Source organism: Labrys sp. ALF-8, assembly GCF_059699065.1.
Genome location: NZ_AP048538.1, coordinates 93,857 through 106,374, shown reverse-complemented (window position 1 = coordinate 106,374; position 12,518 = coordinate 93,857). Strand labels below are relative to the sequence as shown.

The window sequence follows — 12,518 nt, the reverse complement described above, 5'->3', positions numbered from 1 at the left end:
TGAGCCGGGTATTTTCTCGCTTCTCGCCCTCGTTTCAACTGTCTAGAGCATAGTGCATTTAGACGGCGTCCTTTCTCCAGCTCAAAGTCTCGATAACAGGAGTATTTTGCGATTCTGGGTGACCCGGCTTGAAGAATACCGAGCTAGATCCCGGCAGGCATGCTGGTTGCATGGGCCGCACTGTGCCAAACATGACCGGCAGAGCCGATTACTCCTTCGACATGAAATAGGGCAGCAGGCACATAAGGCCAGCCACCGTGAAAGCGATCCACGTCCGCATTTCCCTGGCAAGTTCGTCATGGCCGAACTCCCAGCTCTTGGAGGCAATCCCCAGCAACCGATAGCACCCACAACCGAAGAAATAACCGGCGAATATGAAAATCCAGCCGGCCGTAACGACGAAAGCCCATTTTTGCTTGGTCATTGTTTCGACGCCGTGCCTTTGCGACCGCGCCCTGCGGTCGGCCGAGCGCATGATACGGCGCCTCCCGACTTTGCGACAAGATATCTTCAGGCGTCCGCGGTACCCCGACAGGTCATGATTTCGGCGAAGGCGGGGGTGTCCGGCGATTGTTGGAGGCGTCAGGATTTCTTCATCGACCGCTGGACCGAAGGGCGAACCTAATTCCTGGCCAAGAAAGATGTGCCTGGATGGAAAGCCTTTCGATCACCACCCCATTCGAAAGGCGGGAGGTCCGGCGAAATCGTCCACCCGTCGATGCCGGGCCTCTCCCTCGCTTCAAACCACGCCGAAGCCGACACGCCCAACAATCCTAGTCATCTTCGCTCCGTGAGAGCGATGTTCCCCACACGCCTCCCACGATAGCCGCCAGGAGGATGACGCCGACACGCAACGCTCCGCTATCCCACTCGGCGATCAAGGTGATGGCGGCCCCGATCACCGCCCCGACTGCGGCCCAGATAATGAAGGAGGGAGTGCGGGATGCCCTCATGGGAGTGTCGATGCTTGCCCCTACGGCACAACCGATTGCAGCCAAAGTCCCTGGACGAGAAGAATTAGGCGACAGTTAGGGCATGCGACACGAGCCACCCCATGGGCAGCAGCGCAAGCCAGGATCCGACGAAGATGCATGGAGGCTTTGCTCTCCCGGGATCTGCCGAACCGCCACAGCCGGCACCACCCGAAGACGAGCCACGACGGCGTATCGCAGATCAGGAAAACTCGGCAGGTTCGGAGGGGCGATAGACGGCGATAGACAGTGAGAGCGATGCGCTACCTGGATGGTCAAACGCTAGTCGTTTCTCCGCTTGTTCTCGCCTGGCAGGCGAACGGGACAGGTTCGCCCCCTCCCCCATGTCGAAGGAACTCTTACTGATGACACCCTTGGCATTCGTGCGGATTGCTTGTTACGGTTCCTTCCGCGCAAGCTCGCGAGTGCTCGACAGGCAGTGATAACATGCCCCGCATCACCTACTACCTCGTTATCCCCTTTATCCGGACCCCTGACGGCACCTTCCTGGCGCTCGACCCCGAAGAGGCCACGGACGTAGCGAAGGCCAAACACCGCGCCTTTAATATCGTCGGGCAAGAGCGGGGAGATGATCAGGTGGTGGGAACGATCGCTTTCTCCCGCTCCGGGGACCCGACGCTGGGCGATTTCGAGGATGCACTGATCCTGGCACGATACGGCGAGACGCCGGAGAACCTCGAGGGACTGGCGTGACGCCCTGCGATAAGCGTCCTCGTGCCAACGGCTTCGGGGATCCGCTGCCAGGTCGGCAGCGGGGCATGTTCCGCCTTTGCGATTCGCTGGATCCATCCCTCTGCTAGTGAATTCGCGCACATCAATAATAATATTGACGCGATAGCGGGCGAGGTCCAAGATGGCGGCTCGCACTTGGCAAAAAAACTGCATCGCCAAGCCATATCTTCACGAGCAGCTTTCCCAATTCATTGTGGTTTGACGCAGCGCCGCGACAGACGGAAGGCGTAGCTGTTTGCCAACCAGTACTGAAAACCAGCCTGACAAATGATCTAGTCGGCCTTGTTTTCTTCATCATTAAACCGAAACGGAGGGGTGAGGATTGGCCTTTTCTCTCATTAACATAAGGTGGCCAACATGCAGGTTCTCGTTCGCGACAACAATGTCGAACAGGCGCTAAAGGTGCTAAAAAAGAAGATGCAGCGTGAAGGCGTCTTCCGGGAGATGAAGCTGCGCGGCCACTATGAAAAGCCTTCTGAGCGCAAGGTTCGCGAAAAAGCCGAAGCTGTCAGGCGAGCTCGTAAACTGGCCAGAAAGCAGGCCCAGCGCGAAGGGCTCCTTCCGGCTCCCAAGCCCAAGCCCCGCCCCGGTGGCGCAAAAGGAAGACCTGCCATGTCTCCTCCGTCCGCAGGTGATCGTCCGGCATTCGCTGCGAAATAAACTCATCCATCTGAGCGGCGGTGGGCGCGTTACATGCTCCACTGCCGCAGGCAGGAGAGAAATGACCACACATGAATTTCATATAGGCGATATTGTTGTCCTTCGGCCCCACATTGGCAACCGCGATGAAACCGCCTACGAAGTCACGCGGATCATGCCCGGGGACGGTCCCATTCCCGTATATCGTTTGAAGGGCGTCAATACCCCTCGGGAACGGGTAGCCCAGGAACACGAGCTTCGGCATGCCACGGGAGAGAGCGTACCAGAGGGGGAGGAAGCTCCTCGCAACCTGCCAAGAATGCGTCCCGAAAGGCGGCGCCAGTGAACGAATCAGGTCCGAAGCGAAGTGACTGGGCCGCCAAAAACGCCGCTATTGACGCTGCGGCCAAGGCCATCATCGATCAGGAAACAGCCGCTAGAGATGCCAAGACAGCGCGCCTGAGGGCATTGCGAGAAGCTAGGCTAGCGGCTGCTTGCAATGATGAAGCACTAAAGCGAAATGCCCCGAGGTCTCCCCGGTCACGCTCGCGTTAGGCTGTGGGCAGCCCACCAGCATGGGCCCTCTACGCGCTGTTGCCTGTGGACTCTTCACACAGGTGTCCAGGATTTCAAACTCCACCTGAAGCCCGATGAAGCCTGTGCGGCTTGAAACAAGCACGTGCGTATCCTTGGCGTCGCTCCCCTCTATGAAGGATGTATTCATTGTCGGCTTCATTAGGATCCACTTGTAATGTGGAGCCTAGGAAATGTTTTCTCGCTGCAAGATTTCGATTTCAAATGGATCAAAAACGGTCGAGGTTATACTGCTTCAACCAGACGGGTACCTTGAACAAGAAGGGGTGACCTTTTTTGGAAAATACCTCTACGATGGCGGTAATATTCCACCGGATCGGCGGGGATGGGGTTTTGTAGTTGCTTCCCGCGAACTCAGGCTGACCGATACAGGCGACGCCAACACCGGTATGGTCGGAGGTGGATTGAAGTTCCAGGAAACGTCCGCAATTCCGCCATTCGCAATCCTGTCCCAAGCGGTTTTGACGGAGCGGGGTATCGAGCCCGTCCCCCGGAACGGAGCGGCAGCCGGCGACCTTAAAAGCGGCTTTGCCCTCGGTGCAGGGTTCAACAGCGGTTCGGTGACCTGGCGCCTTTCCGGTTACAAACGGTCCGGGTCAAATGCCTGGGCAACACCATAGCTGCAGCCAGGGAGCCAGTCCGGCTTCGACTCTGTTGCATTCCGCGCTTGTACTCAGCCCCCTGAAACCGGGGCCGACCTGCCGCTCAAAAATGGAGATGCGCCGCGACGGGCGAAGAGTGAGTTCACCGCGATTAGCGTGTCACCCCTCCCGAAAACCCTTTTCGCCCATCCATCAGCCTCACCGCGGAGCCGCCATCGAGAGGCGCACGTATAGATTAGATTGAACTCCGATGAAGTTGACATTACACCTATAGTGGTACTCGCGGAATATTTTCAGGGGTACAAATCATTCACCTTTGAGGAAACCTTAATGCGTGCCCAAATTGCGATCTGTGCCGTTTTGCTATCCTGCTCTTCGGCACTTGCGGCCGACCTGGCGCCGGCTCCGGTAGAACCGGCAGCACCTGTCGTCACACCTTATGATTGGACGGGCTTCTACGTAGGCCTTCATGCAGGCGCCGATATCGGCCAGGGCAAGGTGGATTTTGCCAAGGTCAATGGCACCGGCTTTATCGGTGGTGCCCACGCTGGGTACAATGCACAGTTCGCCGGCGGTTGGGTTATCGGCCTTGAGACCGATATCGATTATTCGAGCTTCAGCAAGTCGAAGAATGTACTTGCGGGCGCTGTCGCCACTCGCGCGGAATTCAAGAACGAGTGGCAAGGATCCACCCGCGCCCGCATTGGCTATGCCTTCGATCGGTTCCTTCCTTACATCACCGGTGGCGTTGCCTACGGCAATGAAAAGATCAGCGTCGCCGGTTTTGGTTCAAATACCCAGACCCGCGTTGGTTGGACGGCGGGCGCCGGGCTTGAATATGCGATCACCGACAATTGGACCGTGCGGGGCGAAGTACGCTACGTCGATCTCGGCAGCAAGAACTTCAACCTCGCCGGCACGCGCCACAAGGCGCGGTTCGAATCAACCAACCTCACTCTCGGCGTGAGCTACAAGTTCGATCCGGAGAAACTCTTCTAACCCGGCACTCTACGCCGACCTCGCCAACTCCGAGAGATCCCGGTCTGCCGGGTTCTCTTGTTGCGAGTTCTCACAGGTGGGGCCATCCAGGTGGCCATAATGGCGAGCCTAAATGCCCCTTGGGCGAATCACGCCTGAAGTAGTGAAAATACTTGTGTCTGGTGGGCCCGGAGGGACTTGAACCCCCAACCAGACCGTTATGAGCGCAGACAAGGCCGGAAAAACGCATTCCAGTGGGCCTGTCGAGCACCCTTTTGGGGCATATTTGGAGGTTTATCTACTTCCATTCATTGCCGTATCGTTGCCGTAGCGTTGTCGGGCGTTACGGGTCAATCACCGCCGAGGTCTCCGGCAGCCGCTCGCTGGGACCGCCGGCTATCCCTGATCACGCGCGAGCGCTGGCGCAACAGTAGATAGCCATTGCTCGGCTCCTTCAGCCCCTCGTCGAAGGCTGCAGCGGCCATGGAGAAGCCGCGGCACATGGCGACGGTTTCATAGCTATTCTCGTCGAACCAGCGCTCGACATGGAAGGTGAGCGGCATGCCCTTCGGCTCGAAACCAGTGCTGGTCGACGATCCCATTTTCGACTCCATAGAGAACATAATGAGAACATACGCCGCGCGGTGGGGCTGTCAATTGATCCAATGGCGGCCCGCGGCGGCCGCGATGACAGAGCCGGCCTTCCTTGTTAGGCTGATATCCCCGCCACCGAGGAGGCGCATATGGCCACTATCCGCGGCCCCAAGCCAAGTACAGATATTTCCGATCGCATCGGCGAATGCGAGTTCGATCTCGAAACGGCGTTCCTTGCAATCGTCGATGAGGCCGTGACCGCCGGATGGAAACCGACGGAGGTCGGAGAGGCGCTCACCGGCCTCGCCGACAACTACATGCTGGGGCTCGCGGAAAATCAGCGCCTGGCACAGGAACTGGCCTTCGTCCTGCGCAACATGAAGCGGCCGGGATTCGGCGGCGCGAGAGATTTCTAAGGCGATGTGCGGACGCGTGCGACAGACCGGGCCGGAACTGCCCGGCATTCATACCGAGATGGGGGCAACCGAGGAGACGCTCGCGAGGGCCTGGAAAGCGCACCACAACGGCGCGCCGTCGCAATGGCTCTGGTGCATCCGGCGGGAACCGGGCACGGGGCGCTATGTCCACGACCTCCTGCAATGGGGCTTCACGCCGGCCTGGTACAAGACGCTCAACCAGGGGCAAAGGCCGATCAACGCCCGTTGCGAGGGCATCGCGAGCAGCGGCATGTTCCGGAATGCCTACAAGGGCCGGCGCTGCCTGATCCCGGTCGACAACTTCTTCGAGTGGCAGAAGATCTACGGCGATGATGGCAAGCCCGTGAAAGGCAAGAAGACGCCCTATGCCATCGCCATGCGGGACCGCTCGAAATTCGCCCTGGCCGGCATCTGGGAAAGCTGGACGGACAGGGAGACCGGCCTCGTCACCAGGACCTTTGCCATCGTGACCTGCCCGCCGAACGAGCTTGTCGGCAAGATCCACGATCGCATGCCGGTGATCCTGCACCAGAAGGACTATGCCCGCTGGCTCGACAACATCGAGCCCGATCCGGCCGACCTGATGACGGCCTACCCGGCGGAACTCATGGACATGTGGCCGATCTCAACGAAGGTGAATAGCCCGAGCTATAACGAGGCGGATGTGGCGGATTCACTCTAGATTAAGTCGCTCATTTGGTCACATCGCCAGGCGCCTGCCGATATGCTATTGTCCAAATCATAGTCACTGTTAGCGTCGCCGATCTCCCAGCAAAAATTCAAGGAAAAATCAAAATGAAACACTTCTCGGAGGAAGAAGTAACTTCAGTATTGTCAACAATGAACGATCCAAAATATAATGCCAGCCGAATGCATGTTGTCGCCGCACCAGCAGGACAAGACGTAGAATATCTCAGCGGCCTACAACGCGAGAAAATGTTCAGGGCCGAGGGAACAGAATGCCAAGCTGGGGATATATACTCAACGAAACAAAAGAAACAGGCCACTCGGTAGATGTAATACGCCGAAAATACATGCAGCGACTCAGTCGACTTACTGGAAGAAATACCATATTGTATTATTCTGGGTGGCTGCAAAAAAGAACAAACCCAAATCAGTCACTTGATTTTTCAATAAATGATCTAGACAAAAACGGCTTCATGTCGGTCGTACACCAGCTCGACCGCGCAAAGGGGCTTGATTTGCTTCTGCACACTCCTGGTGGCGACATGTCTGCCACGGAGTCAATAATAGACTATCTCAGACAGATGTTCGGTACAGACATTCGGGCGATCGTGCCACAGATTGCAATGTCTGGTGGCTCGATGATCGCGTGCGCGTGCAGAGAGATAGTTATGGGGCAGCACTCAAATTTGGGGCCGTTCGACCCACAAATGAATGGCATGCCAGCGCAAGCTGTCCTCGAAGAATTTAATCGGGCGGCAGCAGAAATGAGGACCAACCCAGGAGCCGCATATGTCTGGCAACCAATCATTGGCAAACTAAACCCAGGGTATATTACACTAGTGCAGCACGCCATCACGATGGCGGATACGGTCGTAAGACAGCGGCTGGCAGATGGGATGTTCCTTAACGACCAAAACGGTGCAGCGACGATCGACTCGATTGTCGCAGAACTCGGCAGCAATCGCGCGACGCAAACTCATTCTCGGCATATACATAAGGCTAAAGCGAGATCAATTGGCCTGAAGATTGCCGATCTTGAAGCTGACCAGCGTCTACAGGATGCGGTCTTATCTGTGCATCATGCCTGCATGATAACTTTCGAGCAGTCGACGATTTTCAAGATAATCGAAAACCAAAAAGGCGCGTCATACCTTCTTGGCCACAACCCGTAGATTGCGAAGAGAACTGCCTTTAGCGCTTGACCCAAGCATAATCGGCGATCGCGTCCGCCACGGCCTCGACGAAGGCCTCCTCGCTCCCCTGGTTGCGGATGACGATATCGGGCTCGAAGGCCAGGGCCTCGCTGGAATGGGCCATGTCGGCGCCGCTGCCGGCTCCTTCGCGATCGATGCGGACAATCACGCCGCCATGACGATGTATAGCGTCGGCCTCGTTCGGGTGCCTGATATCGTCGAAGACAAGCAGCAGATCCTGACCCGGGCGCGTCACCGCAAACCAGTGATCGTCTTCCGTGTCGACCCAGAGGTTCGGGTCCATGAGATCCCGGCCCCATTCGCCGCCGAGCCGCTGCATGGCATAGCGGGGCGTGCGGCCGCCGAGATAGTGCGTGGGCACCTCCTTGAGGTCGCCCTCGATCATGCGCTCGATCGTCTCCCCGTCGACACCGCGATACCGCAGCAATGTGCGGATCATCTCCTTGAGAGCGCCGGCGAACTTCGCTCGGCGGAAGCCGTAGTCCAGCAGGACTTTGGCAGCCGTGCTCTTGCCTGCCCCGATCTTCCCGCAGAAGCCGATGATGCGGACCTTGCCAATGCCATTGTTCATGCCGGCACTCCGATGGCTGGAACGCGGTATTTCGGGCGCTGCGGGCCGGTGTCTGGCGGCGCCTCGTAGAGGGTGCCCTCCTCCGGCCGGCCGACCTCGATCCAGCGCACCTGGGCGATGCGCCGTCGCGGATGCATAGTGATGAAGAGCTGCTGCGGCGGCGTCGGCTTGAAGCGGCCGTCGCGGCCATATTCCGTCGGCCCCGGCAGGCAGCCGTTGACGAAGCCCTCCTCGAGCATGAGCGGCACGTGGAAATGCCCGATCAGGATGAGGTCGACCAGGATCTTGCGGGTGGCATAGTCGGCCACCATGCGCTTGAAGCCGCGCGCGGCCGTGGCGGCCGGGCCGATGAAGCCCTGCCCGCCGCGCGAGCCGATGCGATCGCCATGGGTGACGAGCACGCGCCAGCCATAGACCGAGAACACCGCGTCCGGCGACTTCGGCACATAGAAGGTGATGCCGGCCTCGCGCTGCAGGGCCATCTCCAGGAAGGTGGCGACGAGCCCGTCATAGCTCGTCTCCGCCATCTGCTTGGATTCCGGCTTGAAGGTGGAGCGTCCATGGTTTCCGGGGATCGCCACGATATCGATCGGGCAGCCGATCTCGCGCCGGAACGCCCGGATCGCGCCGATGAGATGGGCGACGAGGTCGCGCACGGCCGGAATGGCCAGTGCCTCGTTGGTGCGCGCCAGCTCGGCATGGATCTCGCCGGAGATCAGGTCGCCGCCGAGAATGAGAATGATCCGCTCCGGCGGCAGGCCGGACCAGTGCCGCGTGGCGAGGTCGATCACCGTGCGCACCCAACGCTCGAGCCGGGCGGCGGCGATCTTGAGGTCGAAGGAATTGAGCCCGTCGAGAGCGGCGACGTCGACCACCTCGCCCCAGTGCAGATCCGAGAGGAAGAGCACGATGGTCTCGGCCTGGCCGCTGCCGCCGGGCTGCACGCTGAAATGCACCGGCTCCAGCGGCTCGCTGGTGAGGCCGAACACGGCCGCGCGCAGGTCCTCGGCCGAAGCGGCGCGGCGCTCGGCCGCGACACGGGCCTTGCGTTCGGCCTCCACCCTGTCGCGCTGGCGGCGAAGCTCGATCGGATCGGCCTCGGCCGCCGATACCGGCTCCGGAGGCGCATCGGCCTGCAGCGATCGGGCGAGGCGCTGCGCCGTCTTCACGTTGCAGCCGATCTGGCGGGCAGCGTGCGAGGCAACCATACCCGTCTTGAGAAGGGCAATGAGCGCCTGGCGCTCGCCGGCTGTGAGGTGCTTTCCCGATACGCGGCCCATCAGGCAATCCTTTCGTCGACGGTCTCGGCCGGCACGGGCCGCACCTTGACGCCGCCCACAAGAACGGAGCCAAACCACAGCAGGGCGGCGAACACGGGAATGGAGATGAGCAGCCAGAAATAGTCGCGCAGGGTCGCGCGCTCCGGCAGGGGCGTCGGCTTGGTCGACATGAAAACTCCGGAATAAATGCAAGGCCGCCGGCCTAGGGGGCCTTGGCGGTGAATTTGATGCCCTGCCAGAGGGCATAGAGGACGCCGCTGCAGAACGTGGCGAGAATGAGCCAGCCGATCTTGCTCGCCGCGCCTTCCGACGCTTCCCTAAATCGGCGCACGAAGGTGAAATCCTTGCGCGACGCCTCGACGGCCTCGGGATCGTCGGAACGCAGGCCCATTTCGAACAGCGTTTCCTTCACCACGCGCTTGACGAGGCGCTCCATCTCGGCCTCGCTGAGAGTGACCGTTTCTTCAGGCAAAGCCATCTCCATCAGGGCTTCTCCCCACGGCAGAGGCGGGCTTCGCGATCGAGGCGGTCGAGGTCGCCGAGAACGGGGAACGCATCCGGGTGGGCGTCGAGATAATCGGCGGCGCGGGTGAGCGCCTCGGGCGGAAGGGGATTGGGGCAGAGGGCCGCGAGTTGCCTATGGATCTCGGCCTTGCGGTCGGCGGCGGTGTCAGGAACCGCCGCCACCGCCTTGGGCGGCTGCACGTGCGCGCAGGCGGGCAGCCAGATCGTGAGCATCAGAGGCAGGAGAAAGCTGCGAGCGCGCATCGGCGGTCTCCGAGATGACGGATTGGGTTTCGGCCGCGGCGGTCGAGACGGCGGCGTTCGCCGTCGCCTCGGTCGCTTGCCGGCTGGCCTGCCAGGCCGTCGCCCAATCGACGGCGGCCTTGCCGAAGGCTTCGAGGAAGAGCGCGGCCAGCGCAGACCAGAAGGCGCTCACGAACCCGCGGCGGTGCTGGTGATGGCGACGCCGCTGTCCGTGGTGGTGACGCTGGCATCCTCGCCGAGGTTGAGGCGGGCGATGATCTTCTGCGCGATCGCGTCGGTGCCGCCCAGCCAGCTCACCAGCCAGCCCGGCGCGTGGTCGAGCACATAGGTCAGCGCCTGCGCCAGCACGGCATTGCCGACATTGACGCTGAGAGTCTTGCCGGCCGTGGCGCCTTCCACCGCGTTGACGGCATAGGCGATCGCCTTGTTGAGCAGCTGCTCGGCCTGCATGGTGGTGAGCACCTGCAGCACGGATGCCGGCAGCTTGCGGAACAGCCAGGCGATGGCCGCGCCCGTGATGGCGAGCACCAGTTCGCCGACGCCGGCGATCCAACTGCCATAGGGCACGGAAACGGCGGTGGATGCCGCGTCGGTGGCGGTCTGGGCGAGAGCCGGGCTGGCGAACACGAAGAGCGCCAGGGCTGAAAGGGCGAAGGCCGCGAAGCGGCTGCGGATATCGCCGGCGGCGACGACGAAGGCGAGCAACGCAAGCGCCGCCAGCCCCAGAAGGAGCGTGAGGTTCATGGCAGGTTTCCTGATCAGGGATTGCCCGGAGGCCGCCGGGCGCGGTTCGGGCCTCAGACGTTGAGGCCGTAGAGGGCGAGCGCGGCGCCGATCAGGGCGCCGAAGAGCAGCTCGGAGACGGCGACGCCGCCGGGATGGCGCAGGCGGTGCCCAGCCTCATAGGCCGCCGTCTGCAACGGCCCGAGCAGAGCGAGCCAGGGCGAGAGCACGGCGAGCGGGGCGAGCAGCACGGCGTTGCGGATGGTGAAGCAGGCATAGTCGTTGCGCTTCTGCCCCGTGGCCGGGTCGACGATCTGGCCGAACGGGATCTGGTCGGCATAGCGCTCGAGGATCGCGGCCCACCAGCCGGGCGCGCCGCTGATGGTGCGCGGCTCGCGGTTGAGCGTGTACCAGCGGCCCCACTCCGGAATGCCCCAGAGGAGATAGACGGCCGCGAATTCCAGCGCGCGAAGCCAGCCGAGGAACGGCCAGAGCAGGAGGAAGGCGAGCGGCGCGGCATAGAAGATCGGGCGGCCGGGAAGCCGGTCGATCAGGGCGGAGATGCCGAGGAGCCCGCCGCCGCCACGCGCGTGGTTGAGAACCGAGAACAGCGGCACGAGGAGCCAGATCATTTCGGGAGGCTCCCGGCCAGCGCCCGGCCCATGGCGGGCGACATGTCGCCACTCTCGACGCGGTGCAGCGAGGCGCAGCTGGCGAGAGTGAGCGAGAGGGCGGACAGGGCGGCGAGGCGGCGCATCGGATCAGGCCTCGCTCGTGCCGGTACGAGCGCCGGCGATGCTGGTGGGCATCGGCTGCGCCGGCAGCGGAATGGGCACACCGGCCGGCCAGCGATAGGAGAATACCGAGGCCGGGTAGTCGACGATGGAGACCGCATCGCCCTGGTTGCCGCCGAGGCAGAACACTCGCTTGCCATCGGCGCTGGCGCCCACCACAAGGGTGACATGGCCACCGCCGTCGCGGCTCTTGACGGCAATCGCGCCAAGGATCGGCTTGCCGAGCGCCACGCCCCATTTCTTGTAATCGAGCGCCCAGAGCGTACCGGTCCCCTTGAGGCCGGCACGCTTCAGCCATGCGCCGACGGCGGCCGCGCACCAGGCCACGCTGTCGTGCTTGATCTCAGGATGGCCGGCCTCGGCGAACATCTGAACGACGCGGGGATTGTCGGCCGAGCCTGGGGCCTCACGCAGGCCGAGATCCTTGTAGGCCTCGACCAGCCAGGGCGGAAGCTTGGGGGTGGGCATGATCACCTCATGAAAAAGGCCGCCTCGAGGGCGGCCTTGTGGGGGAAGAATGGATGGAGAGCAGGCAGGCGACAGACCGCTCGTTTTAGCGGGGTCTCGTCAGGTGGCCGCCGGGATGGAAGGCAGCACCGTGAGGAAGGCACGGGCGACGGTCTTTGCATCGCCATTGGGAAGCGCGACGCGCAGGCGGTGGAAGTAGTCGCCCGCCAGCGCGGCGGTTTCGGAGGGAACGACGCTGATGCGGATCTTGCCGGCGGGGGCGTCCATCAACTCGATGCCGGCGTCTATCGACTTCCGGACGAGAGCGGGGCCATTCTCCTGCTTTGCCAGTGCCCACTCGATCGTGGCGCCGGTCAAATCGATGGGTCCGGCAGGCCCGGCGACGACAACGTCGATGTCGATGCTGTCGGCCTGCGAGATGGAGATCTTGTTGGAAGACGCCATG

At 61.6% G+C, this 12,518-nt stretch carries 21 protein-coding genes; 7 read left to right on the top strand and 14 right to left on the bottom strand.

The features are described 5' to 3' along the window. Positions 1 to 208: 208 nt before the first annotated feature. Together AC6H34_RS20325 and AC6H34_RS20320 are read right to left on the bottom strand one after the other, a co-directional pair. Complete coding sequence (locus AC6H34_RS20325; RefSeq protein ID WP_497540031.1) at positions 209 to 424, bottom strand: hypothetical protein; 216 nt, start codon at positions 422 to 424, stop codon at positions 209 to 211. Positions 425 to 773: 349 nt separating this feature from the next. Beyond that, a complete protein-coding gene (locus tag AC6H34_RS20320) occupies positions 774 to 953 on the bottom strand; it encodes a hypothetical protein (protein ID WP_497540030.1) in 180 nt (59 codons plus the stop codon). Between the two features lie 465 nt (positions 954 to 1,418). Between AC6H34_RS20320 and AC6H34_RS20315 the strand changes: the two genes are divergently transcribed. The 4 genes from AC6H34_RS20315 (at position 1,419) to AC6H34_RS20300 (ending at position 4,558) form a co-directional block, all read left to right on the top strand. Then, a complete protein-coding gene (locus tag AC6H34_RS20315; RefSeq protein WP_448146774.1) occupies positions 1,419 to 1,685 on the top strand; it encodes a hypothetical protein in 267 nt (88 codons plus the stop codon). A gap of 396 nt (positions 1,686 to 2,081) precedes the next feature. Beyond that, complete coding sequence (rpsU, locus tag AC6H34_RS20310; RefSeq protein WP_448146773.1) at positions 2,082 to 2,384, top strand: 30S ribosomal protein S21; 303 nt, start codon at positions 2,082 to 2,084, stop codon at positions 2,382 to 2,384. 746 nt (positions 2,385 to 3,130) lie between these two features. Beyond that, the gene (locus tag AC6H34_RS20305; RefSeq protein WP_497540029.1) at positions 3,131 to 3,577 is read left to right on the top strand and encodes a hypothetical protein; all 447 of its coding nucleotides are present in this window, start codon (positions 3,131 to 3,133) and stop codon (positions 3,575 to 3,577) included. A 312-nt stretch (positions 3,578 to 3,889) separates the two neighbouring features. Then, positions 3,890 to 4,558: an outer membrane protein gene (locus tag AC6H34_RS20300; RefSeq protein WP_448146772.1), complete on the top strand. Its 669-nt coding sequence runs from the start codon at positions 3,890 to 3,892 to the stop codon at positions 4,556 to 4,558. Between the two features lie 329 nt (positions 4,559 to 4,887). Here AC6H34_RS20300 and AC6H34_RS20295 read toward each other — a convergent pair whose 3' ends face one another. After that, positions 4,888 to 5,139, bottom strand: coding sequence for a hypothetical protein (locus AC6H34_RS20295; RefSeq protein ID WP_497540028.1), 252 nt, complete (start codon positions 5,137 to 5,139; stop codon positions 4,888 to 4,890). 141 nt (positions 5,140 to 5,280) lie between these two features. Between AC6H34_RS20295 and AC6H34_RS20290 the strand changes: the two genes are divergently transcribed. The 3 genes from AC6H34_RS20290 to AC6H34_RS20280 all read left to right on the top strand — a co-directional run bounded on the left by AC6H34_RS20290 (position 5,281) and on the right by AC6H34_RS20280 (position 7,427). Continuing rightward, positions 5,281 to 5,547: a hypothetical protein gene (locus tag AC6H34_RS20290; RefSeq protein ID WP_497540027.1), complete on the top strand. Its 267-nt coding sequence runs from the start codon at positions 5,281 to 5,283 to the stop codon at positions 5,545 to 5,547. 16 nt (positions 5,548 to 5,563) lie between these two features. Next, entirely contained in the window at positions 5,564 to 6,250 is a 687-nt protein-coding gene (locus AC6H34_RS20285; RefSeq protein WP_497540026.1) for an SOS response-associated peptidase, read from the top strand. A gap of 277 nt (positions 6,251 to 6,527) precedes the next feature. Beyond that, positions 6,528 to 7,427, top strand: a complete 900-nt coding sequence (locus AC6H34_RS20280) for an SDH family Clp fold serine proteinase (RefSeq protein WP_497540025.1) — start codon at positions 6,528 to 6,530, stop codon at positions 7,425 to 7,427. A 19-nt stretch (positions 7,428 to 7,446) separates the two neighbouring features. Here the strand turns inward: AC6H34_RS20280 and AC6H34_RS20275 are convergent, their stop codons facing one another. From AC6H34_RS20275 to AC6H34_RS20225, 11 genes are all read right to left on the bottom strand, one after another. Next, the gene (locus AC6H34_RS20275) at positions 7,447 to 8,040 is read right to left on the bottom strand and encodes a nucleoside/nucleotide kinase family protein (RefSeq protein WP_497540024.1); all 594 of its coding nucleotides are present in this window, start codon (positions 8,038 to 8,040) and stop codon (positions 7,447 to 7,449) included. Continuing rightward, a complete protein-coding gene (locus tag AC6H34_RS20270) occupies positions 8,037 to 9,320 on the bottom strand; it encodes a metallophosphoesterase (protein WP_497540023.1) in 1,284 nt (427 codons plus the stop codon). The genes AC6H34_RS20275 and AC6H34_RS20270 overlap by 4 nt, the downstream gene beginning before the upstream one ends. Then, positions 9,320 to 9,490: a hypothetical protein gene (locus AC6H34_RS20265; RefSeq protein WP_497540022.1), complete on the bottom strand. Its 171-nt coding sequence runs from the start codon at positions 9,488 to 9,490 to the stop codon at positions 9,320 to 9,322. The genes AC6H34_RS20270 and AC6H34_RS20265 overlap by 1 nt, the downstream gene beginning before the upstream one ends. Before the next feature lie 32 nt (positions 9,491 to 9,522). Next, positions 9,523 to 9,792: a hypothetical protein gene (locus AC6H34_RS20260; protein ID WP_497540021.1), complete on the bottom strand. Its 270-nt coding sequence runs from the start codon at positions 9,790 to 9,792 to the stop codon at positions 9,523 to 9,525. Positions 9,793 to 9,803: 11 nt separating this feature from the next. Next, on the bottom strand, positions 9,804 to 10,088 hold the full coding sequence (locus tag AC6H34_RS20255) for a hypothetical protein (RefSeq protein WP_497540020.1): 285 nt from the start codon (positions 10,086 to 10,088) through the stop codon (positions 9,804 to 9,806). After that, positions 9,991 to 10,260, bottom strand: coding sequence for a hypothetical protein (locus AC6H34_RS20250; protein ID WP_497540019.1), 270 nt, complete (start codon positions 10,258 to 10,260; stop codon positions 9,991 to 9,993). The genes AC6H34_RS20255 and AC6H34_RS20250 overlap by 98 nt, the downstream gene beginning before the upstream one ends. After that, on the bottom strand, positions 10,257 to 10,832 hold the full coding sequence (locus AC6H34_RS20245) for a hypothetical protein (protein WP_497540018.1): 576 nt from the start codon (positions 10,830 to 10,832) through the stop codon (positions 10,257 to 10,259). Before AC6H34_RS20245 ends, AC6H34_RS20250 begins: the two co-directional genes overlap by 4 nt. A 53-nt stretch (positions 10,833 to 10,885) precedes the next feature. Beyond that, entirely contained in the window at positions 10,886 to 11,443 is a 558-nt protein-coding gene (locus AC6H34_RS20240; RefSeq protein WP_497540017.1) for a hypothetical protein, read from the bottom strand. Continuing rightward, positions 11,440 to 11,568 (bottom strand): hypothetical protein, encoded by a 129-nt coding sequence (locus tag AC6H34_RS20235; protein ID WP_497540016.1) that lies wholly within the window; start codon positions 11,566 to 11,568, stop codon positions 11,440 to 11,442. The genes AC6H34_RS20240 and AC6H34_RS20235 overlap by 4 nt, the downstream gene beginning before the upstream one ends. Positions 11,569 to 11,572: 4 nt before the next feature. Continuing rightward, positions 11,573 to 12,073, bottom strand: a complete 501-nt coding sequence (locus tag AC6H34_RS20230) for a TIGR02594 family protein (RefSeq protein ID WP_497540015.1) — start codon at positions 12,071 to 12,073, stop codon at positions 11,573 to 11,575. A gap of 99 nt (positions 12,074 to 12,172) precedes the next feature. After that, a complete protein-coding gene (locus AC6H34_RS20225) occupies positions 12,173 to 12,517 on the bottom strand; it encodes a hypothetical protein (protein ID WP_497540014.1) in 345 nt (114 codons plus the stop codon). Between the last annotated feature and the right edge of the window lies 1 nt (position 12,518).

What these genes read in the sequence shown, in the direction of transcription:
- AC6H34_RS20325 (WP_497540031.1), bottom strand. Translation starts at nt 424, where the DNA reads ATGACCAAGCAAAAATGGGCTTTCGTCGTTACGGCCGGCTGGATTTTC.
- AC6H34_RS20320 (WP_497540030.1), bottom strand. Translation starts at nt 953, where the DNA reads ATGAGGGCATCCCGCACTCCCTCCTTCATTATCTGGGCCGCAGTCGGG.
- AC6H34_RS20315 (WP_448146774.1), top strand. Translation starts at nt 1,419, where the DNA reads ATGCCCCGCATCACCTACTACCTCGTTATCCCCTTTATCCGGACCCCT.
- rpsU (WP_448146773.1), top strand. Translation starts at nt 2,082, where the DNA reads ATGCAGGTTCTCGTTCGCGACAACAATGTCGAACAGGCGCTAAAGGTG.
- AC6H34_RS20305 (WP_497540029.1), top strand. Translation starts at nt 3,131, where the DNA reads ATGTTTTCTCGCTGCAAGATTTCGATTTCAAATGGATCAAAAACGGTC.
- AC6H34_RS20300 (WP_448146772.1), top strand. Translation starts at nt 3,890, where the DNA reads ATGCGTGCCCAAATTGCGATCTGTGCCGTTTTGCTATCCTGCTCTTCG.
- AC6H34_RS20295 (WP_497540028.1), bottom strand. Translation starts at nt 5,139, where the DNA reads ATGGGATCGTCGACCAGCACTGGTTTCGAGCCGAAGGGCATGCCGCTC.
- AC6H34_RS20290 (WP_497540027.1), top strand. Translation starts at nt 5,281, where the DNA reads ATGGCCACTATCCGCGGCCCCAAGCCAAGTACAGATATTTCCGATCGC.
- AC6H34_RS20280 (WP_497540025.1), top strand. Translation starts at nt 6,528, where the DNA reads ATGCCAAGCTGGGGATATATACTCAACGAAACAAAAGAAACAGGCCAC.
- AC6H34_RS20275 (WP_497540024.1), bottom strand. Translation starts at nt 8,040, where the DNA reads ATGAACAATGGCATTGGCAAGGTCCGCATCATCGGCTTCTGCGGGAAG.
- AC6H34_RS20270 (WP_497540023.1), bottom strand. Translation starts at nt 9,320, where the DNA reads ATGGGCCGCGTATCGGGAAAGCACCTCACAGCCGGCGAGCGCCAGGCG.
- AC6H34_RS20265 (WP_497540022.1), bottom strand. Translation starts at nt 9,490, where the DNA reads ATGTCGACCAAGCCGACGCCCCTGCCGGAGCGCGCGACCCTGCGCGAC.
- AC6H34_RS20255 (WP_497540020.1), bottom strand. Translation starts at nt 10,088, where the DNA reads ATGCGCGCTCGCAGCTTTCTCCTGCCTCTGATGCTCACGATCTGGCTG.
- AC6H34_RS20245 (WP_497540018.1), bottom strand. Translation starts at nt 10,832, where the DNA reads ATGAACCTCACGCTCCTTCTGGGGCTGGCGGCGCTTGCGTTGCTCGCC.
- AC6H34_RS20240 (WP_497540017.1), bottom strand. Translation starts at nt 11,443, where the DNA reads ATGATCTGGCTCCTCGTGCCGCTGTTCTCGGTTCTCAACCACGCGCGT.
- AC6H34_RS20235 (WP_497540016.1), bottom strand. Translation starts at nt 11,568, where the DNA reads ATGCGCCGCCTCGCCGCCCTGTCCGCCCTCTCGCTCACTCTCGCCAGC.
- AC6H34_RS20230 (WP_497540015.1), bottom strand. Translation starts at nt 12,073, where the DNA reads ATGCCCACCCCCAAGCTTCCGCCCTGGCTGGTCGAGGCCTACAAGGAT.
- AC6H34_RS20225 (WP_497540014.1), bottom strand. Translation starts at nt 12,517, where the DNA reads ATGGCGTCTTCCAACAAGATCTCCATCTCGCAGGCCGACAGCATCGAC.